This window comes from Haemophilus sp. HMSC068C11 (assembly GCF_001815355.1).
Lineage (GTDB): Bacteria > Pseudomonadota > Gammaproteobacteria > Enterobacterales > Pasteurellaceae > Haemophilus_D.
In genome coordinates, this window is sequence record NZ_KV820375.1 from 232,690 (window position 1) to 257,226 (window position 24,537).

At 39.8% G+C, this 24,537-nt stretch carries 24 protein-coding genes and 1 tRNA gene; 3 read left to right on the plus strand and 22 right to left on the minus strand.

The annotated features are described in order from the left end of the window. Nucleotides 1–24 precede the first annotated feature (24 nt). The 4 genes from HMPREF3020_RS08165 to secM form a co-directional block, all read right to left on the minus strand. Nucleotides 25–1,704, minus strand: a complete 1,680-nt coding sequence (locus HMPREF3020_RS08165) for a sulfatase-like hydrolase/transferase (RefSeq protein WP_070776154.1) — start codon at nt 1,702–1,704, stop codon at nt 25–27. A gap of 22 nt (nt 1,705–1,726) precedes the next feature. Further along, complete coding sequence (gene mutT / locus HMPREF3020_RS08170) at nt 1,727–2,131, minus strand: 8-oxo-dGTP diphosphatase MutT (RefSeq protein ID WP_005699596.1); 405 nt, start codon at nt 2,129–2,131, stop codon at nt 1,727–1,729. An 86-nt stretch (nt 2,132–2,217) separates the two neighbouring features. Continuing rightward, entirely contained in the window at nt 2,218–4,914 is a 2,697-nt protein-coding gene (gene secA, locus HMPREF3020_RS08175; protein ID WP_070776155.1) for a preprotein translocase subunit SecA, read from the minus strand. 77 nt (nt 4,915–4,991) lie between these two features. After that, nucleotides 4,992–5,309 carry a secA translation cis-regulator SecM gene (gene secM / locus HMPREF3020_RS08180; protein ID WP_070776156.1) on the minus strand — a complete coding sequence of 106 codons (318 nt, stop codon included), beginning with the start codon at nt 5,307–5,309 and terminating at the stop codon, nt 4,992–4,994. Between the two features lie 72 nt (nt 5,310–5,381). Here secM and HMPREF3020_RS08185 point away from each other — a divergent pair, with 72 nt between their 5' ends. Further along, nucleotides 5,382–5,702 carry a DciA family protein gene (locus HMPREF3020_RS08185; RefSeq protein ID WP_070776157.1) on the plus strand — a complete coding sequence of 107 codons (321 nt, stop codon included), beginning with the start codon at nt 5,382–5,384 and terminating at the stop codon, nt 5,700–5,702. A 1-nt stretch (nt 5,703) separates the two neighbouring features. Here the strand turns inward: HMPREF3020_RS08185 and HMPREF3020_RS08190 are convergent, their stop codons facing one another. The 13 genes from HMPREF3020_RS08190 to HMPREF3020_RS08250 all read right to left on the minus strand — a co-directional run bounded on the left by HMPREF3020_RS08190 (nt 5,704) and on the right by HMPREF3020_RS08250 (nt 18,361). Further along, nucleotides 5,704–6,558 (minus strand): Dam family site-specific DNA-(adenine-N6)-methyltransferase, encoded by an 855-nt coding sequence (locus HMPREF3020_RS08190; RefSeq protein WP_070776158.1) that lies wholly within the window; start codon nt 6,556–6,558, stop codon nt 5,704–5,706. Between the two features lie 13 nt (nt 6,559–6,571). Beyond that, nucleotides 6,572–7,660: a 3-dehydroquinate synthase gene (gene aroB, locus HMPREF3020_RS08195; protein ID WP_070776159.1), complete on the minus strand. Its 1,089-nt coding sequence runs from the start codon at nt 7,658–7,660 to the stop codon at nt 6,572–6,574. 9 nt (nt 7,661–7,669) lie between these two features. Continuing rightward, nucleotides 7,670–8,212, minus strand: coding sequence for a shikimate kinase AroK (gene aroK / locus HMPREF3020_RS08200; RefSeq protein ID WP_005699620.1), 543 nt, complete (start codon nt 8,210–8,212; stop codon nt 7,670–7,672). 308 nt (nt 8,213–8,520) lie between these two features. Further along, the gene (locus HMPREF3020_RS08205; protein ID WP_005699616.1) at nt 8,521–10,188 is read right to left on the minus strand and encodes an anaerobic C4-dicarboxylate transporter; all 1,668 of its coding nucleotides are present in this window, start codon (nt 10,186–10,188) and stop codon (nt 8,521–8,523) included. A gap of 278 nt (nt 10,189–10,466) precedes the next feature. Further along, nucleotides 10,467–10,697: an acyl carrier protein gene (gene acpP / locus HMPREF3020_RS08210; RefSeq protein WP_005544465.1), complete on the minus strand. Its 231-nt coding sequence runs from the start codon at nt 10,695–10,697 to the stop codon at nt 10,467–10,469. Nucleotides 10,698–10,915: 218 nt separating this feature from the next. Next, entirely contained in the window at nt 10,916–11,644 is a 729-nt protein-coding gene (gene fabG, locus HMPREF3020_RS08215) for a 3-oxoacyl-ACP reductase FabG (protein ID WP_005695317.1), read from the minus strand. Nucleotides 11,645–11,657: 13 nt separating this feature from the next. Continuing rightward, the gene (fabD, locus tag HMPREF3020_RS08220; protein WP_005699605.1) at nt 11,658–12,596 is read right to left on the minus strand and encodes an ACP S-malonyltransferase; all 939 of its coding nucleotides are present in this window, start codon (nt 12,594–12,596) and stop codon (nt 11,658–11,660) included. 92 nt (nt 12,597–12,688) lie between these two features. Next, on the minus strand, nt 12,689–13,639 hold the full coding sequence (locus HMPREF3020_RS08225) for a beta-ketoacyl-ACP synthase III (protein WP_049367331.1): 951 nt from the start codon (nt 13,637–13,639) through the stop codon (nt 12,689–12,691). An 18-nt stretch (nt 13,640–13,657) separates the two neighbouring features. Then, the gene (gene plsX / locus HMPREF3020_RS08230) at nt 13,658–14,677 is read right to left on the minus strand and encodes a phosphate acyltransferase PlsX (RefSeq protein WP_049367330.1); all 1,020 of its coding nucleotides are present in this window, start codon (nt 14,675–14,677) and stop codon (nt 13,658–13,660) included. 21 nt (nt 14,678–14,698) lie between these two features. Further along, nucleotides 14,699–14,869 (minus strand): 50S ribosomal protein L32, encoded by a 171-nt coding sequence (rpmF, locus tag HMPREF3020_RS08235; RefSeq protein ID WP_005544470.1) that lies wholly within the window; start codon nt 14,867–14,869, stop codon nt 14,699–14,701. Nucleotides 14,870–14,891: 22 nt separating this feature from the next. Further along, nucleotides 14,892–15,416, minus strand: coding sequence for a 23S rRNA accumulation protein YceD (gene yceD / locus HMPREF3020_RS08240; protein WP_005695312.1), 525 nt, complete (start codon nt 15,414–15,416; stop codon nt 14,892–14,894). A 133-nt stretch (nt 15,417–15,549) separates the two neighbouring features. Beyond that, nucleotides 15,550–17,394 (minus strand): ABC transporter ATP-binding protein, encoded by a 1,845-nt coding sequence (locus tag HMPREF3020_RS08245; protein ID WP_070776160.1) that lies wholly within the window; start codon nt 17,392–17,394, stop codon nt 15,550–15,552. Between the two features lie 76 nt (nt 17,395–17,470). Then, entirely contained in the window at nt 17,471–18,361 is an 891-nt protein-coding gene (locus tag HMPREF3020_RS08250; protein WP_070776161.1) for a cupin domain-containing protein, read from the minus strand. A gap of 103 nt (nt 18,362–18,464) precedes the next feature. On the opposite strand from HMPREF3020_RS08250, the gene HMPREF3020_RS08255 reads away from it, so the two are divergent. Beyond that, nucleotides 18,465–18,809: a carboxymuconolactone decarboxylase family protein gene (locus tag HMPREF3020_RS08255; protein ID WP_005698020.1), complete on the plus strand. Its 345-nt coding sequence runs from the start codon at nt 18,465–18,467 to the stop codon at nt 18,807–18,809. 70 nt (nt 18,810–18,879) lie between these two features. Here HMPREF3020_RS08255 and HMPREF3020_RS08260 read toward each other — a convergent pair whose 3' ends face one another. Then, complete coding sequence (locus HMPREF3020_RS08260) at nt 18,880–19,935, minus strand: glycosyltransferase family 9 protein (protein ID WP_070776162.1); 1,056 nt, start codon at nt 19,933–19,935, stop codon at nt 18,880–18,882. A gap of 77 nt (nt 19,936–20,012) precedes the next feature. Between HMPREF3020_RS08260 and HMPREF3020_RS08265 the strand changes: the two genes are divergently transcribed. Next, on the plus strand, nt 20,013–20,762 hold the full coding sequence (locus HMPREF3020_RS08265) for a 3-deoxy-D-manno-octulosonic acid kinase (RefSeq protein WP_049369791.1): 750 nt from the start codon (nt 20,013–20,015) through the stop codon (nt 20,760–20,762). A 29-nt stretch (nt 20,763–20,791) separates the two neighbouring features. Here the strand turns inward: HMPREF3020_RS08265 and HMPREF3020_RS08270 are convergent. The 4 genes from HMPREF3020_RS08270 to HMPREF3020_RS08285 form a co-directional block, all read right to left on the minus strand. Next, nucleotides 20,792–20,868: transfer RNA gene (locus HMPREF3020_RS08270), tRNA-Ile, on the minus strand. A gap of 89 nt (nt 20,869–20,957) precedes the next feature. Beyond that, the gene (glyS, locus tag HMPREF3020_RS08275) at nt 20,958–23,024 is read right to left on the minus strand and encodes a glycine--tRNA ligase subunit beta (protein WP_070776163.1); all 2,067 of its coding nucleotides are present in this window, start codon (nt 23,022–23,024) and stop codon (nt 20,958–20,960) included. A 14-nt stretch (nt 23,025–23,038) separates the two neighbouring features. After that, a complete protein-coding gene (locus tag HMPREF3020_RS08280) occupies nt 23,039–23,941 on the minus strand; it encodes a GIY-YIG nuclease family protein (protein ID WP_070776164.1) in 903 nt (300 codons plus the stop codon). Between the two features lie 225 nt (nt 23,942–24,166). Further along, nucleotides 24,167–24,532: an endonuclease domain-containing protein gene (locus tag HMPREF3020_RS08285; RefSeq protein WP_070776165.1), complete on the minus strand. Its 366-nt coding sequence runs from the start codon at nt 24,530–24,532 to the stop codon at nt 24,167–24,169. Nucleotides 24,533–24,537: the final 5 nt, after the last annotated feature.

The window sequence follows — 24,537 nt, forward strand, 5'->3', positions numbered from 1 at the left end:
CTCGGCGTTAACCGAGATTTTTTATTATTGTGCAATTTTTAAATCTTGATACAGATAATTTCGATAACTATTCACTAAATCCATATCCTCTGCATCTTCGAGCTTACCTTGGCTTAACTGACGCATAGCGATATTTGCTCGCATAAAGTCATCTTTCGGTGATAAACCTGCCACATCAAGTAATACGCCACCAACAAAGGCTAAATCTAAGAAATCTTGCTGTTGAACAAAGTCAGTTTTACGATTAGTTCTAACCACAAATTGAGTCACATAATCTGGATTTACAAAATTACCTTTTTTCGGTGGAACCTGATTATCAAAAGCGACTTGGTGATCACCAAAATAACCGAATACATAAGGTGTTTCACGCGATTTTAAATAATCATTTAAACCTTCAATCGCCTCATTAAGGCTATCAATACGATCAATATAATCGTTCAAGCAAGAAATCGCTTTTCCCCCTAAACGCTTACTTGCCAAATTAAAATGGTTTGGCATATTCGTATTATAAGGCCCGTGCTCTTTCATCGTGAGCACATAAACAAACATGGGCTGTTTCACATTTTCCAATGACGGATGCTGTTTCTGCAAAATCAGTTTGGTGTAATACATCATCTCTTCACTGCTAATATGCCAAAGATTTTTGCTGATTGATGCGGGATAGCCTAAATCTTGTGGTTGCAACATCAAATCAAAACCAAAGTGGTCATAAGCAGGTTTTGCATTGTAGTTACCTTTCGTAAAAGGCGATAACACCACACAAAAATAGCCTTGCTCACGAAGATTTTTAATAAACCCCGTCTGTAAGTGTGGCACAACCGAATAAAACACCCCACTTGCCAAAGCACCAAAATCGGTTGAAGGCACCCCTGCAAGAAAAGCAAATTCAGATTTCCACGTTGCACCGCCCACCGTATGTACACGCAATGGACTCACAAATGCGGTATCTTCCTGCTTATTAAACATTGAAAATGGCGGGATGGTTTCTGCATCAAAATCAAATTGATGGGGATTCAAGGTTGATTCTTGTAGACACACCACTATGTCTGGTTTTTCTGCGTCTGGCTTTTCTACACTTTCAGTTTTGCTCTCTGCCTTTTCACTTAAAAGTGCGGTCAGTTTTTCTTTAAATTTTTGGCTATTACCTTCAAATTCTGGCACTTTAAAGAATACGCCCCGACAAGACATTGGCAGGTTTAAGAAAACATCTCGACCATCATCCGGCAATGAATCTAGCCAGACTTTTGTGGCATCTGGATCTTTAGAATAATGCCACATTAAACCAAAGCTTGTTGCTGCGAGTATTGCTGCAAATACGCGAAATCCAATAGATGCAGTTTCAACATCTGACCAGCCAAAGATAGCATAACCCAACAGACCTAATAGCCCCAACACGCCGAAAATCGCCCCTTTATAATGTAAGAGGGTTTCCCAATTTCGCCAGTCTGTCACAAGCCAAAAATCTGAAATGAGTAAAGGTTGTTTGTAGTAATGAATTTTCATTCGATGGAATAACATCAATACCACAAAAAGTACGGACGCAAAATTCAATCCGCGTTGCCATTGACCGGTTATCGCAAACATTGAACTAAACAATAAGACGAATAATGCAATTGCAAAAAAATATGTCCAACGATAGTGCGAATTGACGATAAAAATCACCGTCGCAATAAAAAATAAACTCAGAAAAATACTTGGAATCATAATAAATAAATTTGATTAAATGTTATTTGACACTTTCAGCTACTAAACGCTGAATCAGCTTTAAATTGGCTGGTGGGAATTGCCCTGCATCAAGCTCACTTTGTTCAAGCCAAAAACCTTCCTGGCCTTCTCGACCAAACGGCTCGCCAATCCATTCAGTGACCAGATAAAAACTAAAATCTAAAATTTTGGTTGGATATTCAAATTGAAAACGTTCGTACAGCTCAGCATTTAAAATGTGAATGCCAATCTCTTCTTCCAATTCTCTTTTTAAAGCTTCTTCAGGTGTTTCACCTGCATCAACTTTGCCACCTGGAAATTCTAATGCTTGCGCAAAATCTTGCCCTTCTAAACGCTGGGTCAAATATAGCTGCCCAAATTCATTACGAATAATCCCTGCCGCAACTTGAATGATAGGCTTACTCATCGTTTTTCCTTATCTCGAAAGTAGAAAGAGCGGTCATTTTTAGCGGTGTTTTAAACACGCAAAAATTTAACCGCTCTTTACCTTAACTAAGCATATCGGGCTTTACTGCCGTGACAATGCTTGTATTTTTTACCTGACCCACAAGGACAAGGTTCATTACGTCCAATATGACGATCAGAATAGTCCTCGCTTTGAGCTTGCTCTGTATTTTCATCTACAGGTTGATGAGTTAATGCTTCACGTTCAGCCATTTCTTGACGTGCACGTTCCGCTTCTTCAATCTCTTCCTGTGTACGGACTTTCACGCGAGTAAGTGTCGTAATCACATGATGTTTTAAAGAATCCAACATTTCAGTAAACATACGGAAAGATTCTTTTTTGTACTCTTGTTTTGGATCTTTTTGCGCATAACCACGTAAATGGATACCTTGACGTAAATAATCCATTGCCGCCAAGTGCTCCTTCCAAAGCTCATCAAGAGTTTGTAACATCACACCTTTTTCGAAATGACGCATGGTTTCTTCACCCGCAAGCGCTTCTTTCGCTTTGTATTCATCTTCGGCTTCTTGAATAATGCGCTCACGCAAGTTTTCTTCATGAAGATTGTTATTTTCTTCTAACCAATGTTCAATTGGTAACTCAAGACCAAACTCTTGCGCTAAACGCTCTTCTAAGCCTTTAATATCCCATTGTTCTTCCAATGATTGTGGCGGAATATATTGGTCAATCACATCATTAAATACATCGCTGCGAATTGCTTTGATAGTCTCTGAAATATCATCGTTATCGAGCAAGTAATTACGTTGTTCGTAAATTGCATGACGTTGGTCGTTAGCCACATCATCATATTCAAGCAAGTTTTTACGACCATCAAAGTGGAAGGCTTCTACTTTCGCTTGCGCCGATGCAATCACTTTAGCGAGAAGTTTAGACTCCATCGCTTCACCTGGTTGGGTGAAGGCTTTACGCATCATATTTAATTTACCTTCATTCAGATAAATACGCATTAAGCCATCTTCCAAAGAAAGGTAGAAACGTGAAGAACCTGGGTCACCTTGACGACCTGAACGACCACGCAACTGGTTATCAATACGGCGTGATTCATGACGTTCTGTCCCGATAATGTGTAAGCCACCAGCTTGCATCACGATCTCGTGATTTTTCTCCCACTCAGCTTTAAGTGCCTCAATTTGCTCTGGAGTTGGGTTCTCTAATTTTGCCGCTTTTGCTTTCCAGTTACCACCGAGGATAATATCGGTACCACGACCCGCCATGTTAGTTGCAATGGTTACTGCACCTGGCGCCCCTGCTTCCGCAACAATTTCCGCTTCTTGTGCGTGGAATTTTGCATTCAATACGTTGTGTTTGATACCCGCTTTATCTAACGCTTGAGAAAGCATTTCAGATTTTTCAACTGATACGGTACCGACAAGAACTGGTTGATTGCGAGCGACACAGTCTTTGATATCTTCAATAATTGCATTGAATTTGTATTCTTCATTCTCAAACATGACGTCCGTACGATCATCACGAATCATTGGACGATTGGTTGGGATAACGACAGTTTCCAAACCATAAATTTGTTGGAATTCAAAGGCTTCGGTATCTGCTGTACCAGTCATACCCGCTAATTTGTCATAAAGACGGAAGTAGTTTTGGTAAGAAATAGAGGCAACAGTTTGGTTTTCGCTCTTAATTTCTACCCCTTCTTTCGCTTCGATCGCTTGGTGTAAACCGTCAGACCAACGACGACCTGCCATTGTACGACCTGTGTGCTCATCGACGATCACGATCTCGCCATCTTTCACGATATAGTCTACATCGCGCTCAAATAAGGTGTTTGCACGTAATGCCGCCATAACGTGGTGTAACAACACAATACGCGCTGGTGAATAAAGGGAATCACCTTCTGGCATTAAACCTTGTGCGATTAACCACTCTTCTACTTTTTCTTGACCGCGTTCAGTTAAATACGCTTGTTTGGTTTTAAGATCTAGAGTGTAATCGCCTTCACCGGTATATTCTTCCGTATCTTCTTTTTCTTGCTTAATTAAATTCGGAATTAATTTATTTACCGCAATATAAAGCTCAGAACTGTCTTCCGCTTGACCAGAAATAATCAACGGCGTACGTGCTTCGTCGATTAAGATGGAGTCCACCTCATCCACTAAGGCATAGCCTAAATGACGTTGGAAACGCTCTTCTTTAGAATGCGCTAAGTTATCACGAAGGTAATCGAAACCTAATTCGCTGTTTGTCGCATATGTAATATCGGCCGCATAAGCTTCACGTTTTGCTTCAGGCGGTAAACCTGGGATATTCACTCCAACAGTCATACCTAAGAATTCAAATAACGGACGGTTGGTATCCGCGTCGCGACGTGCTAAGTAATCATTCACTGTCACAACATGTACGCCTTTACCTTCCAATGCCATTAAATAACAAGGCAAGGTTGCGGTTAAAGTTTTACCTTCACCTGTACGCATCTCTGCGATACAACGGTTTGTTAGCACCATACCACCGATTAATTGCACATCGAAATGGCGCATACCAAGCACACGTTTACCCGCTTCACGTACGGTTGCAAAGGCTTCTGGTAAAAGTTGTTGTAAGGTTTCACCGTTAGCTAAACGGCTACGGAATTCGTCAGTTTTTGCTCTTAATTCATCATCACTTAATGCTTCAAAAGCCGGCTCCATTTTGTTGATTTTCGCAACTTGTTTTCTTAATCTGCGTAAAATACGTTCGTTACGGCTGCCAAAAATTTTTGTTAAAAAACTCATAATTTCTCTTTCAAATAAAAAATAAAAAGGATCATCCATCCGATTAAAAAATCGGTTCGTTCAAAGATAAAAGAAAATTAAATGATGGCTGGGCCGGCACGAATAGGGGCAAAAACAGGAAATTCCGCCGCGATAAAGTGCGGTTGAATTTTTTCGTGTTTTTGATTGGAATGGGTTTTGTGATTTGTTGGCTGAGGTTGAACCTGCAATGCTTGACGAATTTCACGCACCGCAATCAACATATGTTGTTCAGATGATGTTTGATAATTTTCGCCACTCATATTTGATGAAGGCGGCACCTCCAATCCCTGAGCAACAGGTAAAGCAAAAATCGCAATCATGCTTAACAGCAACTGCGACCAGAAATTTGTTTTACCTTTATTTGATTTCATCATCTTATTGTCTCTGACAAAATTTGTGTGTATTGTATCGGAAATTCAACGTAAAGTCATTATTGGAGTATTTTTGTGGAAAACAAGCATGAGCGTTATCAAAAAGCCATGAATATTATTGATGTGCTAGAAGGATCACAATTTGCCAAAATCATGCAGAAAGGGTTAATGTTGAATGAACTGAACCAAAACATCAGCCGCCTTTTTCCTCAAGAATTTAAAGGACTTTTTCGTTTAGGCTCCATCACAGATGGGAAACTCTTTATCGAAGTCAAAAGTGCGGTCGTTCGCCAAGGGATTTTATTTCGACAAAGCGAATTACTCACTGCAATTCAACCGACTTATCCCGAAGTAAAAGGCTTTGAGATTAAAATCAATCCAGAATTAACCTGCTAAACTAACCTTTAAAGATGGCGATTAATTCTTTTACTTTAACTCGTTTTTCTGAAGATTGACTGATCGAGCGCTGTACTTTAACGCGTTTAAATTTTGCCCCTTTATAAATCTCACGCGTAAATTTCGTATCGTGGTTAGAAATCACCACGGAAATTTGCTTTTCTTTTTGCGCTTTCTTTGCACATTCCGCTAAATTCTTTTGATGTTCAAGGCCAAAAGCATTTCCTGCATATCCAGTAAAATTGGTATCTTGCGGAAGCGGTGCATAAGGCGGATCACAATAGATCACGCTGTGTTTATCCGCTAATTCAAAGGTCTGTTGAAAATCAGCGCATAAAAATACCGCACTTTGTGCTTTATGGGCGAAATAGCGCAATTCATCTTCAGGGAAATAATGGGTTTTATAAGCGCCAAAGGGCACATTAAACTCATTTTTACTGTTATAACGGCACAATCCATTAAATCCAAAACGGTTCAAATAAAGGAACAACACCGAACGCTCGAAAGGATCGCTTGATTGATTAAAGGCATCACGCTGAGCGTAATAATAGCCGGCTGTATTGGCATTTTCGGCGAAGAAAATTGGCTTACAAGCCTCAATATAGGCATCCACATTTTCTTTGACGATATTAAACAAGTTAATCAAATCCGGATTAATATCTGCCAAAATATAACGCTCAAAATGAGAATTAAGAAAAACAGCCCCCGCCCCCACAAAAGGTTCGATCAAACACTGTTTTCTTTTAGGAAAGACGCGATTGAGATCGTCCGTTAAACGAAATTTACCACCCGCCCATTTTAAAAACGGGCGGTGTTTAATTCGGGGTTTCGTTTTATTATTTTTCGGACGCAACATGGAGCAATGACTGTTAGTCATGTTGTGTGCAACGCTCAATCGCGTTTAGCACAAGAGATTTGTCAGTATCAGTTGCCACATAGGCTTGACCAAGCGCTTTTAGCAACACAAGACGCAACTTGCCTGCCAGCACTTTTTTATCACGCATCATGTGCGGTAAATAATCGTCTAGCTGCATGGTATCAGGCGAAACAGTCGGCAAATTAGCACGCGCTAAAAGTTTTTCTAAACGTGCAACATCTTCAAAAGAAAGATCGCCCAATTGTTCAGATAACACCGCTGCCATCATGCTTCCAGCAGCAACGGCTTCACCATGTAACCAGTTCCCATAGCCTAAATGTGTTTCGATCGCATGTCCAAAAGTATGACCGAGATTTAGTAATGCTCGATCACCTTTTTCGGTTTCATCACGCGCAACAACATCCGCTTTAATTTGGCAACAACGTGCAATGCAATGCTGTAATGAATGTTGATTTAACGCAACTAATTCATCGATATGTGCTTCAAGCCATTCAAAAAAGGCATAATCTAAAATCGCCCCATATTTAATGACTTCCGCAAGTCCCGCATTCACTTCACGTTTTGGCAAGGTATTGAGTGTAAGGGTGTCAATGATCACCGTAGAAGGTTGATAAAACGCCCCAATCATATTTTTGCCTAACTCATGATTAACGGCAGTTTTGCCACCAACAGAAGAATCCACTTGGGCTAATAATGTGGTAGGAATTTGAATAAAACGCACACCACGCTGATAACTTGCTGCAGCAAAACCTGCTACATCACCAATCACGCCACCACCTAATGCAACAATCGTGGTATCTCGCCCATGATTATGCTTTAAAAGTGCGGTAAAAATGAGGTTTAAAGACTCGAGCGTTTTATATTTTTCGCCATCAGGCAATAATACCGATTCAACCTGACAACCTATTTTTTCTAACGTTTCTGTAACGGGCTCAAGATAATATTGTGCGACGGTTGGATTAGTCACAATCATCACTTTATCCCCTTTCTTCAGCGGATAACAGGTTTCATCTTTAAGTAACCCTTCGCCAATATAAATAGGATAACGACGTTCTTTTAATTCAACATTTACGCACAACATTTTTAATCCTTAGAGTGAACCGTTTAAGCCGTTTAGATTATCAATTAAATCAACAATTTGATTAACCATTACTTTGGCATTTTGCTCATCTGTTGGCAAAGTAATATCTGCAATTTCTTCGTATAACGGATTGCGTACTTTGGCTAAGTCTTCCAACACTTGGCGCGGGTTATCCGTTCCTTGTAATAAAGGACGTTTTTTATCACGTTGCGTACGTTGATATTGTTTATCTACTGAGGTTTCTAAATAAATCACAATACCACGAGCAGAAAGATAATTACGATTCTCTTTTGACATCACTGCTCCCCCACCAGTGGAAAGCACAACGCCTTGTAATTGGGTTAATTCATTGATAATTCGCTCTTCACGCTTACGAAAACCTTCTTCGCCTTCTAAATCAAAAATCCAGCTAATGTCTGCTCCCGCACGTTCCTCAATTACTGCATCTGAATCGACAAAGTCCATATTCAATTGTTGCGCAAGCTGACGGCCAATGGTGCTTTTACCTGCGCCCATTGGACCTACTAAAAAAATATTACGTTTTTCAGCCATTGTTATTCTTCTAACTTACTTAAATAATGTTCAATTTAATCTTTCCTAATAAAAACTGGCCACCTGAAAAAATGGTAGCCCGAAAGATCACCCAAAAAATAATGAGGATTATCGCAATAAATCCCCCTATGTTTCAACCTTTAGCAGGAATTTATTTTAAGAAGAGCAAAAGTGCGGTCAGTTTTAGGAATGTTTATGAATGATAAAGTCAAATGTAGCATTGAGATAAAACATCCTAAAATTTAACCGCACTTTACAAACAAAAAAGGCTATTCAAACGAATAGCCTTTTCTTTTATCTGTTAGTTATTATAGATAACCAAACAAGCTTGTGAAAATGTAACCAAAGATACATGAAGTGATTACACCGATTAAGCCCGGTAAAATAAAGCTGTGGTTAATTACAAACTTACCAATGTGGGTTGTGCCTGAACGGTCGAATTGGATTGCCGCAAGGTCACTTGGGTAAGTTGGTAAAATGTAGTAACCGTAACAAGCTGAAGCAAAGGCTAATATAACAGCTGGATCAACGCCGATACCTAAAGCTAATGGAACGAATGCAACCAATGCTGCCGCTTGTGAGTTTACGAATTTAGAAATTAATAACAACATCACGGCGTAAGTCCAAGGATGTGCTTTTACCACATCACCAAGTGCTGCTTTCATCATTGGAGTGTGAACGGTAAACATGGTTTCTGCCATCCAAGAAATCCCGAATACAGCCACTAATGCAATCATACCTGAACGGAAAATTTCATTTTTACTGATTTTACCCGCATCAGTTTTAGTAAAGATAACAATTAATGCACCCGCTAATAACATGAAGATTTGAATAACGTGAACCATACTTAAATTCACTTTTTTCTTCGCAGTGTCTTTTAATACGATTGCAGCGTTATCGATAGTTTCAGTTTTATCACCCGCAGTGATGACAACATTGTTATCTTGAGCGGTAATTGTTTGAGCGACTTCACCTTTATCGTTATAAATTGCAACGTTATTGTAGGCTGTTTGTGTTTTCGCTTTGCTGTCTTTAACATCAAGCACTAATGTACCATCTTTTGCTAATGCAACAATTTTACCGTCTTTAACATTGAAAGATTTCACTGCTTTATCGGCAGAAACAATTTCAACTACTTGAGCTGGTGCTGATTTTTCAAAGGCTGGGCGTAAATCTTTAAAGTAACCTAATACCGCTACCACTAAAATTGCACCAAAGAAGATCCACATCGCATTCCAGCTAGATTGTGGTAATTTTTTATCTAATAATGATGTGCTATCACCATAAACATATTTTTTGAATTCTGGATCTTTTAATTTCTCTTGGAATTCTGGGTCTTTATCTAAATCTTTACCGCGGAACCAGCTGAAAATACCGATAGCCAATACACCGCAAAGGGTTGAAGGCACGGTAATTTTTAATAAATCTAAATAACCATCAAAACCTGCTAATGGTGTTTTAGCATTCACTAAGAATGTGGTTAAAGTCACTACTGCCACAGAAACAGGTGACGCAATGATACCCATTTGAGAAGCAATTGAGCTTGCTGCCATTGGACGTTCAGGACGAATATCATTTTTGATCGCAATATCATAAATGATTGGTAACATGGTATAAACCACGTGACCTGTACCACATAAAATAGTTAAGAAACAAGTTACAAATGGTGCCAAAATACTGACATATTTCGGGTTACGACGAAGCATTTTCTCCGCGATTTGTAACATGACATCTAAACCACCACTGGCTTGTAATGTTGCCGATGTCACTACCACCGCAAGGATAGTTAGCATTACATCGATAGCTGGCTTACCTGGTTCAATACCAAAGCCGAAAACAAGAACAATTAAGCCTACCCCACCAAGCATACCCAGTGCGATACCACCTTTTTTTGCCCCGTAAAACAAACAGATAAGAACAATAACAAGCTGAATCGCAAACTGGCTACCTTCACCTAGGTTCATTAGAAAATCCATAAGATACTCCGAATCATTTTATGGTTAATTAGAAAAAATTTTGATCGAATACTAGCATCAAAATTAACTCATAATAAGTACTTTTAAGGTAAATCTTGTTTTAAATCAAAAAATAAAGGGACTTAATAATAAAAGCAAATCTGAGAAAGATTAAAAAAGGAAAGTGCGGTCAGAAATTTAAGAGATTTAGATATATTTTTTTATTTGAAGATAAAGAATGTAGAAAAGAAATTTAAAGAAAAAAATTAGGCGACCTAAAAGATCGCCCAACTTAAAAATTACTGATTGTTTTGAACGTAGTCAATCGCAGATTGAACAGTTGTGATTTTTTCAGCTTCTTCATCAGGAATTTCGATATCGAATTCTTCTTCTAAAGCCATTACTAATTCAACTGTATCTAAAGAGTCCGCACCTAAATCTTCAACGAAAGAAGCTTCTGGTTTTACGTCTTCTTCTTTAACACCTAATTGTTCAACGATGATTTTTTTCACGCGTTCTTCAATACTCATTTGTTTTTCCTATTGTTGTTTTAACTCATTTAAGAGCGGTTAGTGTATGCATTTTTGATAAAGTTGCAACTATTTCTTAGGTGGTCGCACCACAAAAAAACAGGCAATGTAAAAACACATACAGAGAAAAAGTTACATTGCGATTGGGATTTTATCATTAACTAAACTGCTTTGCTATATGTTATAGACAAAATCACTCATATATCCCCATGAAAGGGTTAGCTCATATATAAGCCACCATTCACATGTAATGTGGTACCGGTAATATAAGCCGCATCGTCAGAAGCTAAAAACGCTACCGCTTTTGCGATATCTTTTGGCTCACCTAAACGACCAGCTGGGACATTACCAAGAATACCCGCTTTTTGTTCTTCAGTAAGCACTTCTGTCATATCTGTTGCGATAAAGCCTGGAGCCACAACGTTTACAGTAATACCACGTGATGCCACTTCTTTTGCTAAGCCTTTAGAAAAACCAATTAAGCCGGCTTTTGCGGCACAGTAGTTAGATTGACCAGGGTTACCCATTGAGCCCACCACTGAACCGATAGTAATGATACGACCGAAACGTTTTTTCATCATGGAGCGCAACATTGCTTTAGAAAGATGGAATACAGAGGTTAAGTTGGTTTGCATAATATCGAACCATTCTTCATCTTTCATACGCATTAATAAGTTATCACGAGTGATACCTGCGTTATTCACGAGGATATCAATATCACCGAATTGTTCTTTAATTTGTTCTAATACGGCATCAATACTTTCTTTGTCTGCCACATTTAATACTAAACCTTTACCTTTGTCACCAAGGTAAGCTGAAATTGTATCAGCACCTTTTTCAGAGGTTGCGGTACCAATTACAAATGCACCTTTTGATGCTAATTCTTCTGCAATTGCGCGGCCAATACCACGTGTTGCACCTGTCACTAATGCGATTTTATTTTGCATTTTTAATCCCCTTTTATGCTAATAATGCTTCAACAGCATCTAATGATGCTGCATCATTTACTGATGTTGCTTGTAATTCTGCCACGATACGTTTTGTTAAACCGTTTAATACTTTACCTGGGCCGATTTCAACTAAAACTTCTACGCCATCTTGCGCCATTTTCTCAACGGTTTCAGTCCAACGAACTGGGCTATATAACTGACGAATAAGTGCGGTACGAATTTCTGCACTTTCTGTTTCCGCTTTGACATCCACGTTGTTTAATACTGGTGTTGCTGGCGCATTAAGCGTAATGCCTTCAAGTGTTACGGCCAATTGTTCTGCTGCTGGTTTCATTAATGCACAATGTGAAGGCACGCTTACCGCTAATGGTAAAGCACGTTTTGCACCCGCTTCTTTACATAATGCTGCTGCACGTTCTACCGCTTCTTTCGCTCCAGCAATGACTACTTGACCTGGTGAGTTAAAGTTTACCGCAGATACCACTTCGCCTTGCTCGGCTTGTTTACATGCATTGATAATCGCTTCATTATCTAAGCCAATAATCGCATACATTGCACCAGTACCTTCTGGTACTGCTTGTTGCATTAATTTACCGCGTAATTCCACTAATTTAATCGCATCTTTAAAATCAATGACACCTGCACAAACTAATGCTGAATATTCACCTAAACTGTGACCAGCCATCACACTTGGTTGCAATTGTGGGTATTTTTCTTGCCATACACGGAAGATCGCAACGGATGCCGCTAATAATGCCGGCTGAGTTTGCCAAGTTTTATTTAATTCTTCTGCTGGCCCTTGTTGAACCAAGTTCCATAAATCATAGCCAAGCGCTTCAGATGCTTGTTTAAAAGTTTCGGTGACTACCGGATATTCGTTAGCAAGATCAGCTAACATGCCAACAGCTTGAGAACCTTGTCCTGGAAAAACCATTGCGAATTTTTTCATGTTTTCTTCCTATTTCTTCATCGTTTAAATGTTGAAAGTGCGGTCAAATTTAACCGCACTTTTAAAATTCTGTCGAGATTCTAACAAATTAATTAGAATCGCACCAATGCTGAACCCCAAGTCCAACCACCGCCAAAAGCTTCGAGTAAAAGCAATTGACCGCGTTGAATTCGACCATCTCGCACTGCTTCATCTAAAGCGGTTGGTACAGTCGCCGCACTGGTATTCGCTGTACGATCAAGCGTTACCACGACTTGCGACATATCCATCTCTAATTTTTTCGCTGTCGCGGTGATAATACGTAAATTCGCTTGATGTGGCACAAGCCAGTCGATATCTGTTTTTTGGAGATTATTAGCAGAAAGGGTTTCTTCCACCACATTAGAAAGCTCACGTACCGCTAATTTAAAGGTTTCGTTACCTTGCATTTCAATATAACCAGATTTCTCCACACCACGTTCAGCTTGTGGAAGTAGTAATGCCGCATTGTTATCTGGCGATGCATGTAAATGCGTTGAAATAATGCCTTCTTGCTCTGATGCCTCTAAGATCACCGCACCTGCACCATCACCAAATAACACGACAGTGCTACGATCGGTTTCATCTAATTTACGCGAGTTAAGATCTGCACCAATCACAAGGGCTTTTTTCACGCTGCCTGAACGAATAAATTTATCCGCTACGCCTAAAGCATAAACAAAACCGGTACAAGCCGCCGCTAAGTCAAAAGAAATTGCGTCTTCGATGCCTAATAAACCTTGAACTTGGCAAGCTGAACTTGGATAAGCATGAGAACCACTGGTTGTCGCAACGATGATCAACTCAATTTCTTGAGGATCAAGGTTGGCCATTTCAAGTGCATTTTTGGCTGCTTCATATCCCATTGTTGCAACAGTTTCATCTGCTGCTGCAATACGACGTTCACGAATGCCTGAACGAGTCACGATCCATTCATCTGAAGTATCAACCATTTTTTCCAAATCCGCATTGGTACGAATATGGCTCGGCAAATAGCTACCGGTGGATAAAATTCTACTATTCATAATATCAAAACTTATTAATTAATAACGTTGTAAACCCGCCAAGATTTTTTGTGGAATTTGCAAACGCGCTTGCAAAGCTGCATCCGCAATTGCACGAGCAAATGCATCCACATTTGCACTGCCATGGCTTTTCACCACAACAGCCGTTAATCCGAGTAAAGACGCCCCATTATATTCATCAGGGTTAATGCGTTTCAAGCGATGATAAGCATCTTTAAAGAAAAAACGCAGAATAAATTTGGCAAGCGATTTAAAAATAGGCTGTTTTTCTTTTCCTTTCAGAAGAGATAACAGATTTTTAGCCGCCCCTTCAAGGGTTTTTAATGCAATATTTCCCGAAAACCCATCACTCACGATCACATCAGCCTCGCCATTTAATAAAAAGTTACCTTCAATAAAGCCGGTATAATTAAGTGCGGTCGATTTTTCTAATAAATTCGCAGCTTCACGAATGGATTGATGCCCTTTAATTTCTTCCACACCAATATTGAGTAAGGCAATACGTGGATAAACTAAGTTCAATCGGTTTTCGGCAAAGATCGAGCCCATGATGGCAAATTCATAAAGATTTTGAGCAGAACATTCTACGTTTGCGCCTAAATCTAACATCACGGTTTTATCACCCGTCATCGACGGTAATAAGGATACCAACGCTGGGCGTTGAATCCCCTCTAAAGGCTGTAAGAGAACCTTTGACAATCCCATTAATGCACCCGTATTTCCTGCGCTGATACAACCTTGCGCCTCACCTTTCTGAACCATTTCAATAGCTAAACGCATCGACGTACCTTTGCTATGACGCAATGCATGAGAAATACCTTGATTGTTATCAATAGTCTTTGTGCAATGATGAATTTGAATACGTTCTAAAAGGGAAGAAGGTGCATTTTCCAGTAAGGGGGAAATTTGTTGGCTATCGCCAAACAGCACTAAAGAGAGCATTGGATCTGCTTCCAACGCTGAAAGAGATGCGGGGATAGTAATACGGGGACCAATGTCCCCGCCCATCACATCTAACGCTAAGGTTAGACGGTTCAAGTGAATACCTTATAAGTAAAATTACTTATTGATCACTTTGCGACCACGATAGTAACCATCAGCAGTTACGTGGTGGCGTAAGTGGGTTTCACCGCTTGCTTTATCCACTGATACTGCAGCAGTAGTTAATGCATCGTGTGAACGACGCATATCACGACGTGAACGAGATTTTTTGTTTTGTTGAACAGCCATTGGCTATACTCCTAAATTTAATTTACTTTTGCTTTAAATTAGCTAATACAGCGAACGGGTTCGGTTTTTTTGCCAATTCTTCAGGCAATTCGCCAAAAACCTGTTCGTGCGCGGACACTTCACAGTGTTCAGATGAATGCATTGGGACAAGCGGTAGAGCTAAAATAAGTTCGTCTTCCACTGCACCAAGTAAATCTATTTCACCAAACTCATTAAATTCGATTGGCTCATAAATTTCCGGCAAGTCATCAGCCTGATCCCAATTAGCCACTGGACTATACATAAAATGACATTCCAATGTTTGTTTGAATGGCTCGCCACAACGTTGACACTCTAATTCAACATCAACTTGTACTTGCCCTTTCATCACCACTAATTTTTGTGGATCAATATAAAACGATAATGTTACCTGTGCATCGCTGAGCACTTTCCCCGTAGATTCAGCTAAACGCACTAACTGACTAGCGGTATAATAACCATCATAATCAATTCTTTGTTGAGCGTCTTTAACCGGATCAACGGTTAGGGGTAGTTTTACCTTTTGCATAGGGTGCGAATATTACCTGTTATCAATAAAATAGTCAAAGGAAATTCGCACTAATTATGAGAAAAGTTCAATCGCTATCTAAACTTTCTCTAGATTTATGCCTTTGCAAAGTGCGGTCATTTTTTCCTGTGTTTTACTCGGCATGCTCACTTAAGAAGCCACCACTTTGGTGTTTCCAAAGGCGAGCATAAAGGCCATTTTGTTCAAGCAATTCTGCGTGAGTCCCTTGCTCGACAATTTGCCCTTTATCTAACACGATTAAACGATCCATTGCCGCAATAGTGGATAAACGGTGAGCAATGGCAATAACCGTTTTATTTTCCATCATCTTATCAAGACTTTCTTGGATCGCTACTTCTACTTCTGAATCTAGCGCACTGGTCGCTTCATCCAACAGTAAAATTGGCGCATCTTTTAACATGACACGAGCAATAGCAATACGTTGGCGTTGACCACCCGATAGTTTCACCCCACGTTCACCGACATGAGCATCATAGCCTTTTCTACCCTGTGCATCGCTGAGATAAGGGATGAAGTCTGCCGCTTCCGCACGTTTAGCTGCATTTATCATTTCTTCATCAGTTGCAGTTGGGCGACCATAAATGATGTTATCGCGAACAGAACGGTGTAAAAGCGAGGTATCTTGTGTTACAAGACCAATCTGACTACGAAGGCTTTCTTGGCTTACATCTAAAACATTTTGACCATCAATGGTAATTGAACCTTCTTGCGCTTCGTAGAAACGTAGAAGTAAATTCACAATGGTTGATTTGCCCGCACCAGAACGACCAATTAAGCCCACTTTTTCACCAGGTTTGATGGTGAGATTAAAATGGTTAAGCAACGGCTTATTCGGATCGTAGGCAAACGAAACATTATTAAATTTTATCTCACCTTGTTTTACTTCTAATGCAACACAATTTGGCTTATCAACAATGGTATGCGGTTTGGTTAGTGTTGCCATACCATCATTCACTGTCCCGATATTTTCAAATAAACGAGCTGATTCCCACATAATCCAACGAGAAAGGCCATTTACACGTAACGCCATCGCGGTTGCAGTAGCCACTGCACCCACGCCAACTTGGCCGTTTTGCCATAACACCACGCCTAAAATTGCGGTGCTTAACGTTAAGAAAATATTGGTTGCATAAGTTAAGGTATCTAATGAACTCGCCAAACGCATTTGTGCATGCACGGTGACCATAAATTCTTCCATGGAACGTTTTGCATAATTGGCTTCTCTCGCATCATGTGAAAATAGTTTTACCGTTGCAATATTTGAGTAAGCATCCGTAATACGACCCGTCATGAGAGAGCGCGCATCAGCTTGTCGTTGTGCGGTTTTGGCTAAACGAGGAATAAGCAGACGTAAAATAGTCACAAATGCCACAATCCACAAGAAAAACGGCACTAAAAACCAAGTATCTAAAGCCGCAAGCACCAAACCTGAAGTAATAAAATAGACAGCAACATACACCAGCATATCCGCAATGGTCATGACGGTATCACGCACCGCAAGAGCAGTTTGCATTACTTTCGCCGATACACGACCCGCAAATTCATCTTGATAGAAGCTTAAGCTTTGTCCCAGCATCAAACGATGGAAATTCCAACGCAAACGCATTGGGAACACCCCTTGTAGCGTTTGTAAGCGCACATTCACGCCCACGAATGACCATACAATACTGAAAATGAGCAAGGCAACCATACCCGCAAGCAAATGCCCTTTTTCTTGCCAAAGCGTGGTTGGGGTATAAGCGCCTAGCCAATCCACCAATAACCCCATAAATTGGAAAAGCAAGGCTTCCATTACACCAGTACCGACCGTCAATACTGCGAGCAAAAAGATCCAGCCTTTCATGCCATCAATGCTTGACCAAATAAAACGGAACAAGCCTTTTTCAGGCGTTGTTGGATTGCTTTCTGGATAAGGATTTAAACGGTTTTCAAACCATGAAAATATTTTATTAAACATAACAATACCTTAAAAAATTAAAGGCGACAGAGCCGCCTAAAGTGCGGTCATTATAACGTAAGTTTTAAACGATGGGCTAGGTTTTGCGGAATTGACTCGGTGAAAGCCCATAAATTGCTTTAAATGCCTTACTAAAATGCGCTTCTGATTGATACCCTACTTCAAGAGCGATCGCTAAAATGGTCTTTTGCGTATTTTTCAATAAAACAGCCGCCATTTCTAACCGCACTTGTGTGAGAAATTTTCCTGGTGGCATCCTGAGTTGCTGTTGAAAGATCCGCATAAAGGTCGCACGAGACATGGAAGCCAACTCTGCTAATTGCTCAATATTCCAATCTAATTGAGGTGAAAACAGAATTTTTTCAAGGACTTGATTCAGCCTTTTATCCTGTAACGCGGCTAATAAGCCTTGATTGAGCAAACCTATTTGCTGTGCATGACGCAAAATATAAATAAACAACACATTTGATAGTGCGTCGATCACGGATTTTGTGCCTTGCTCTGGTTTCTCGGCTTCTTGTAAAAAAAGTGAAACCAAGGGCTGCACAGGTGTATTTTGCAGCGAAAGATGTAAATAATCTGGTAACGAATCAATTAATAATGACGGTTTTTGGTAATAAAATGTCCCACAAAACATCCTCAGATCGGGCGTACCTGCTCCTATTTGATGAACATGAAAAAGTGCATTTGATTGCTCTCTCTGTTGGCTATTCTCTCTCTTTTGTTGAGAACTGCCCAAAAAGTGCGGTCGATTTTGAGGAAGAAAAAAGAGATCGCCTTTCTTCAAATGAAACTGTTTTCCCGCCAAGGTTACCCAGCACTCACCTTGCTCGATTAAATGAAATAAACCTTGATATTCCGCCACATCTGGCTGATGTTCAACTTGCCAATCCCCTTGAAACAAGCAGCGAATATTAATTTCCCCTCGCACTTGCGCCAGCTGTGTTAATTTATCTAAATAATCCATTGTGAGATTTTCCGTCTAAAAGTTAAGACAATTTGACAAGTATCATACGCTAATCTGCTTATAATTCCTCTCGAAATTTGTACTAAATTTAAGGAGAAAAACAATGTTTGCAGATTGGAAAAATGATGTAGCACACGTTAAAAAATCATTCGGTGCATTAGGTAAAAAATACCCTAAAATGTTACAAGCTTATGGCGCATTAGGTGCGGCTGCAGCAGAAGGTAACGTATTAGATGCTAAAACCCGTGAATTAATTGCATTAGCGGTTGCCGTAACAACACGTTGTGAAAGCTGTATTGGCGTGCACGCTGATGAAGCGGTGAAAGCAGGTGCAACTGAAGAAGAAGTGGCAGCAGCATTAGCGATGTCTATCGCATTAAATGCAGGTGCAGCTTACACCTACTCTCTTCGTGCATTAGAAGCTTACAACGCACAAAAAGGCGAATAATTCGCAAGGAACTTTATGATTCTTTTAGCCCTCATTTGAGGGCTTTTTTTATCTCTTAAATTGACCGCACTTAAAATAAATTCAACGCTCTCATCTGAGCCACCACTTGCTCTACCTGAACTTCAGCCATTAAATTTTTGCCTTTTAATTTAGTCGCCCAAGGCAATTCACTTGAAGGTTTTCCTTGTTCTTTTTGTACATTTTCTTCATATACCGACACCACATTATCCAGATTATGATAAGGTGCAGTGCGCAATGGATTGTGATAAGCATACAATCCAATAACCGGCGTGCCTTGCGTGGTCGCAATATGAGCCGGACCAGAATCGGGCGAAATCACTAAATTTGCTTGATGAATTAATGCAGCAAGTTGTTTCAAACTGGTTTTTCCTGAAGCATCAACCGGTTGAAAGTCACAAAGTGCGGTAATTTTTTTCACCATATCTAATTCACGTTTTGCCGGCGAGCTACAAAAAATTACATTCACATTATGTTGATGAGCAATGTTCGCCACCTCCGCGTAACGTTTAATCAACCAATCTTTCTCGACTTTACTAGAACAAGGGGAAATAATCAGATTTTTACGTGTAGGATCAATAAACTGTTTGGCATATTCTCGATCTGAATCAGAAATTGCCAATTGCCAAGAAAGCATCTCTGCCGGTGGTACACCAAGATAATCTGCAAAAGCCATGAAACCATCTAGTACATGAGGCGTTTCAGGATCTTGAACTCGACGATTCACAAACAACCACTGCCCTTCTCGAGAACGTTTTTTGCCAAACCCAATTTTATATTTCGCTTGAATACCAAGAGAGATAATAGAAGCACGAAATGCCGTCTGCATATTCAAAAGCGCATCAAATTGATTATTTTTCAAAAACATCCATAAATTCCATACGCCTTTCCAACCGCTCTTTTTATCGTAAGGAACAAGTTCCACGCCTTCTATACCAGAAAGCAAGCCCATTTCTGTTTTACCCACAATCCACGTTAATTTTGTTTGCGGCCAATAACGTTGAATATGTTGTACCACCGCAAGTGCATGGCAAACATCACCCACCGCAGACAAACGCAAAATACAAAGTGATTTAGGGGGAGAGGTAAAAAGTGGAGAATGGGACATTTGAGTTCCTCGCGCATTTAATTTCCACCTATTTTAAAGTAGAATGAGAGCATTTTCTATTATTCGGTTCAACTAAAATGCTTGAATTCCAACAAGATAATCAATTCTTTCTTTTTAATCTCACGGAAAAACCAACGGAGCCCGCTTTATTTTTTGAATCGGCGTTTTGGGAAAAACAACAACGTATTACCGGTTCAGCCAAAGGACGTGGCACAACCTACTTCCTGGATACAAAAGATCTATTTGGTGTAAATACAGCCCTTCGTCACTATTATCGCGGTGGTTTATGGGGAAAATTCAACAAAGATCGCTATCGTTTTCAATCATTTACTGAAACTCGCAGCGTGGCGGAATTTCAGCTTTTAAATCAACTCCATCAAGCAGGTGTAGCCGTACCCAAACCGATTGCTGCACGTGTTAAAAAAGGCAAATTAGGTATTTGCTACCAAGCGGATATATTGATTGAAAAGATCGAAAATGCCCAGGATCTGACCGCACTTTTGCAAACCCAGCAGCTACCGAATGATATCTGGCAAGCCATTGGTAAATTAATTCGCCAGTTACATGATTTACAAATTTGCCATACGGATCTCAACGCTCACAATATTCTCGTTCAACAACTTGGAAATGAACAAAAATGTTGGCTCATTGATTTCGATAAGTGCGGTCAAAAATCAGGCGATTTTTGGAAACAAAGCAACTTAGAAAGATTACACCGCTCTTTTGTCAAAGAAGTCGGCAGAATGAATATTCAATTCAATGAAGAAAATTGGGCTGAATTATTGAAAGGATATAACAACCTAAAACGCATCAGAGAAAGGCAATAAAAAAGACCGCCTAATGCGATCTCTGTGAATGGTCCCCCCTACCGGACTTGAACCAGTGACCAAGCGATTATGAGTCGCCTGCTCTAACCGACTGAGCTAAGGGGGGAAAGTGCGGGTGATTATAGAGAAATAATCCGTTGAAGTCTATATACAAAAGGATGGTCGTTTGAAAATTGACCATCCTTTTTAGATCTATTATTGCAATACCGAAATATCCGCCACTTGTAAGAACAGACCTTGTAACGTGTTTAAAATCGCTAAGCGGTTTTGGCGTAATGCTGGATCTTCAGCATTTACCATTACGTTATCAAAGAAACTGTCTACCGGTGCACGTAAGTTCGCTAATTTATCTAATACAGCCGTGTAATCACTTTGCGCGATAAGCGGTTGTACTTCAGTGCGTAATACAAGTACCGCTTCAGCAAGGGCTTTTTCTGCTGGCTCTACGCAAGCGGTCAAATTGATCTCGCCAATTGCAGCATCCGCTTTCGCTAAGATATTGCTTACACGTTTGTTTGCTGCTGCTAACGCTTCCGCTGAATCTAAAGTACGGAAGTGTGAAACCGCACGCACGCGCGCATCAAAATCAGCAGGACGAGTTGGACGACGTGCCAATACTGCTTGAATCACATCCACCGCAATACCTTCATCTTGATACCATGCACGGAAACGACCGAGCATGAAGTCCACCACATCAGTAACCACGTTTTGATTCGTGAGTTTATCACCGAAAAGTGCGGTGGATTTTTTCACTAAATCTTCCAAATCCAGCGGCAAGTTTTTCTCAACGATAATACGCAATGCACCTAATGCTGCACGGCGTAATGCGAACGGGTCTGCACTGCCTTTCGGAGCTTGCCCGATGCCGAAGATCCCCGTTAAGGTGTCAAATTTATCTGCTAAAGCGACCGCACTTGCCACCAAAGATTTAGGTAATTCATCACCCGCAAAGCGTGGCATATATTGCTCATTTAATGCTACTGCCACTTCTTCATCTTCACCATCATGACGAGCGTAGTGCATACCCATTACACCTTGCGTATCGGTGAATTCAAATACCATGTTGGTCATCAAGTCACATTTTGACAGTAAACCCGCACGTTTTGCTTTCGCTTCATCTGCACCGATTTGTTTTGCAATTTCGCCTGCAAGTTGTTCAATACGGTCAGTTTTGTCTTTCAATGTACCGAGCTGTTGTTGGAACAACACAGTTTCTAAACGTGGTAAACGATCAACCAGTTTTTGTTTTAAGTCAGTTTTAAAGAAGAATTCCGCATCGGTTAAACGTGGGCGAACCACTTTTTCGTTACCTTCGATAATCGCGGTTGGATCTTCAGGGTTGATGTTCGATACAAAAATAAAGTGTGGTAATAATTTGCCGTCTTTGTCATAAATCGGGAAATATTTTTGGTCGCCTTTCATGGTGTAAACCAGGGCTTCCGCAGGCACTGCTAAGAAACGTTCTTCAAATTTTGCTGCTAACACATTTGGATATTCCACCAATGAGGTCACTTCTTCAAGCAAGCTTTCTTCAATATCAGCAACGCCGCCAAGTGCGGTCGCTTTTGCTTGAGATTTTGCAAGAATTTCTGCTTTACGCTCGTTGAAGTCGGCTACCACAGAACCTTTTTCACGCAATAATTGTGGATATTGGTCAGCATGTTGAATTTCAAATTCTTTCTCGCCTAAGAAACGGTGACCGCGTATAGTGCGAGCACTTGCCACACCTAAAATTTCGCCTTCGATTAACTCATCACCTAACAGCATAGTCACGGTGTGAACTGGACGAATAAATTGCACGGTTTTGTCTGCCCAACGCATTGGTTTTGGAATTGGCAATTTTGCTAAGGCATTAGCCACAATATCGTTCAGCAAGTTTTTGGTCGGTTGACCTTCAATTTTTGCACGGTGAACTAACCATTCACCTTTATCGGTCGCAATACGTTCTGCTTGATCAACGGTAATTCCACAACCACGCGCCCAGCCTTCTGCCGCTTTAGTTGGTTTACCTTCTGCATCAAAGGCAGCTGACACTGCCGGACCACGTTTTTCGATCTCTTTGCTCGGTTGCTGTGTTGCTAAGTTTAATACTTTCACCGCCAAACGACGCGGCGCCGCAAACCATTCGATTTTGTCGAATGATAAGCCCGCTTGGTTTAATTCCGCCTCAACGTTATCCGCAAAAGAGGTCGCTAATGTTTTGAGAGCTTTTGGTGGCAGCTCTTCTGTGCCGATTTCTACTAGGAAGTTTTGGGTTGTCATTGTTTTACCATTATTTAATCTAGTTTAATAATTTTAAAATCATTGGATAAATTTTGCATCATAATAGACACTTTCTTTTCTTTTTTCTTGTTTAAATCTTCAATTTCCTGGCTATATACATCTTCAAACCTAGAACTTTTAAATCTTTTTTGCTTTTCATTTTCTTTATGTCTGAAATACAATGATAATATTATAGCTAAAATAAAATAGCCTAATAATACACAGACCCAATGAGATTGAAGCGTTCTCCTGCTTAAGTCTAACATCGCTAATATCAACATAAGAAAAAACATGTATGGCACAACCAATAAAAATAGTGAATTACCAAGTATTTCAACAATGTCTGTTTTTTTATTTCCATTTATCACATCAGTATATTCATCTCGGTATTCATTAACTTTACTTAGATATTCAGAATATATTTCACCGAGTCCATCTTCATATATTTTTTTATCAGATACTCTATAAAACTGAAGAATAACTTTTCCCTGTTTAATACTTAAATAAGAATTATACCTAGTTTTTGGTTTATTTATCGAATCCCTATTAATTACATAAGACACATCTGGATTTACTTTAATTACATCATTCAATTCACTTGGAGTCGGTTTAGGTGGATCTATTTTTTTAACTACTGCTTCACATATTTCAATCGCATTTGAAATCGCTTCTATTGCTTGTTCTTGAGAACAACTAAACCATTCTTTTCCTACATTGGTTGAACGCTGTAACTCATGTGTTTTTTGTTCTACTTCATAAGGTTTATTAACATAAATAGAATAATCAACTTTATAAGGATATGGGCAGCCTGTATTGTAAAGTTCATAAGCACGAATATAGGGCGTTCGCTCTGTATATCCAATTTTTAGTATACCAGGCATAGCTTTATTTGAAATAATATATACCCAACCACCCATAAATAATTTAATTTCTCCGGTTTCACTTCTGCCAAATCTCCCCTCCCCCTCTTTGCTAAAGAGGGGATTGGAACGCAGAATATTTTAATTTTTATATTTTACTTTAACATGGTTCCTATATTGAAAATGCAAATAAATCATTCGTTATTAGTTTCATAAAGAATTTTCCCCTCTTTAGCAAAGAGGGGGAGGGGAGATTTGGCAGAGGTTAATCCAACCTCATACTCAATCAGCCCTTACATTCTCTAAAAACAAATAAATCTGCTCTACTACACTTTCAATTTCTCGCATTACTTCATCATTGCTAAATCGCATCACCGTAAAACCAAGTGAATTTAATTCTGCATCTCGCAATGCGTCTTTTTCCTGATAATCAAGTTCATAATGCTGACTGCCATCTAATTCGATAATCAGCTTTGCTTTCGCACAATAAAAATCAACAATATAACTTAAAAGTGGCTTTTGTCGATTAAATCGAAATCCTAATAATTGATCTCGATTGATGCGTTGCCATAGCTTTCTTTCCGCATCCGTTTGATCCACTCGCAATTTCTGCGAATTCTCTTTTAAGTATTTTTCATAGGGTTGCATGAACG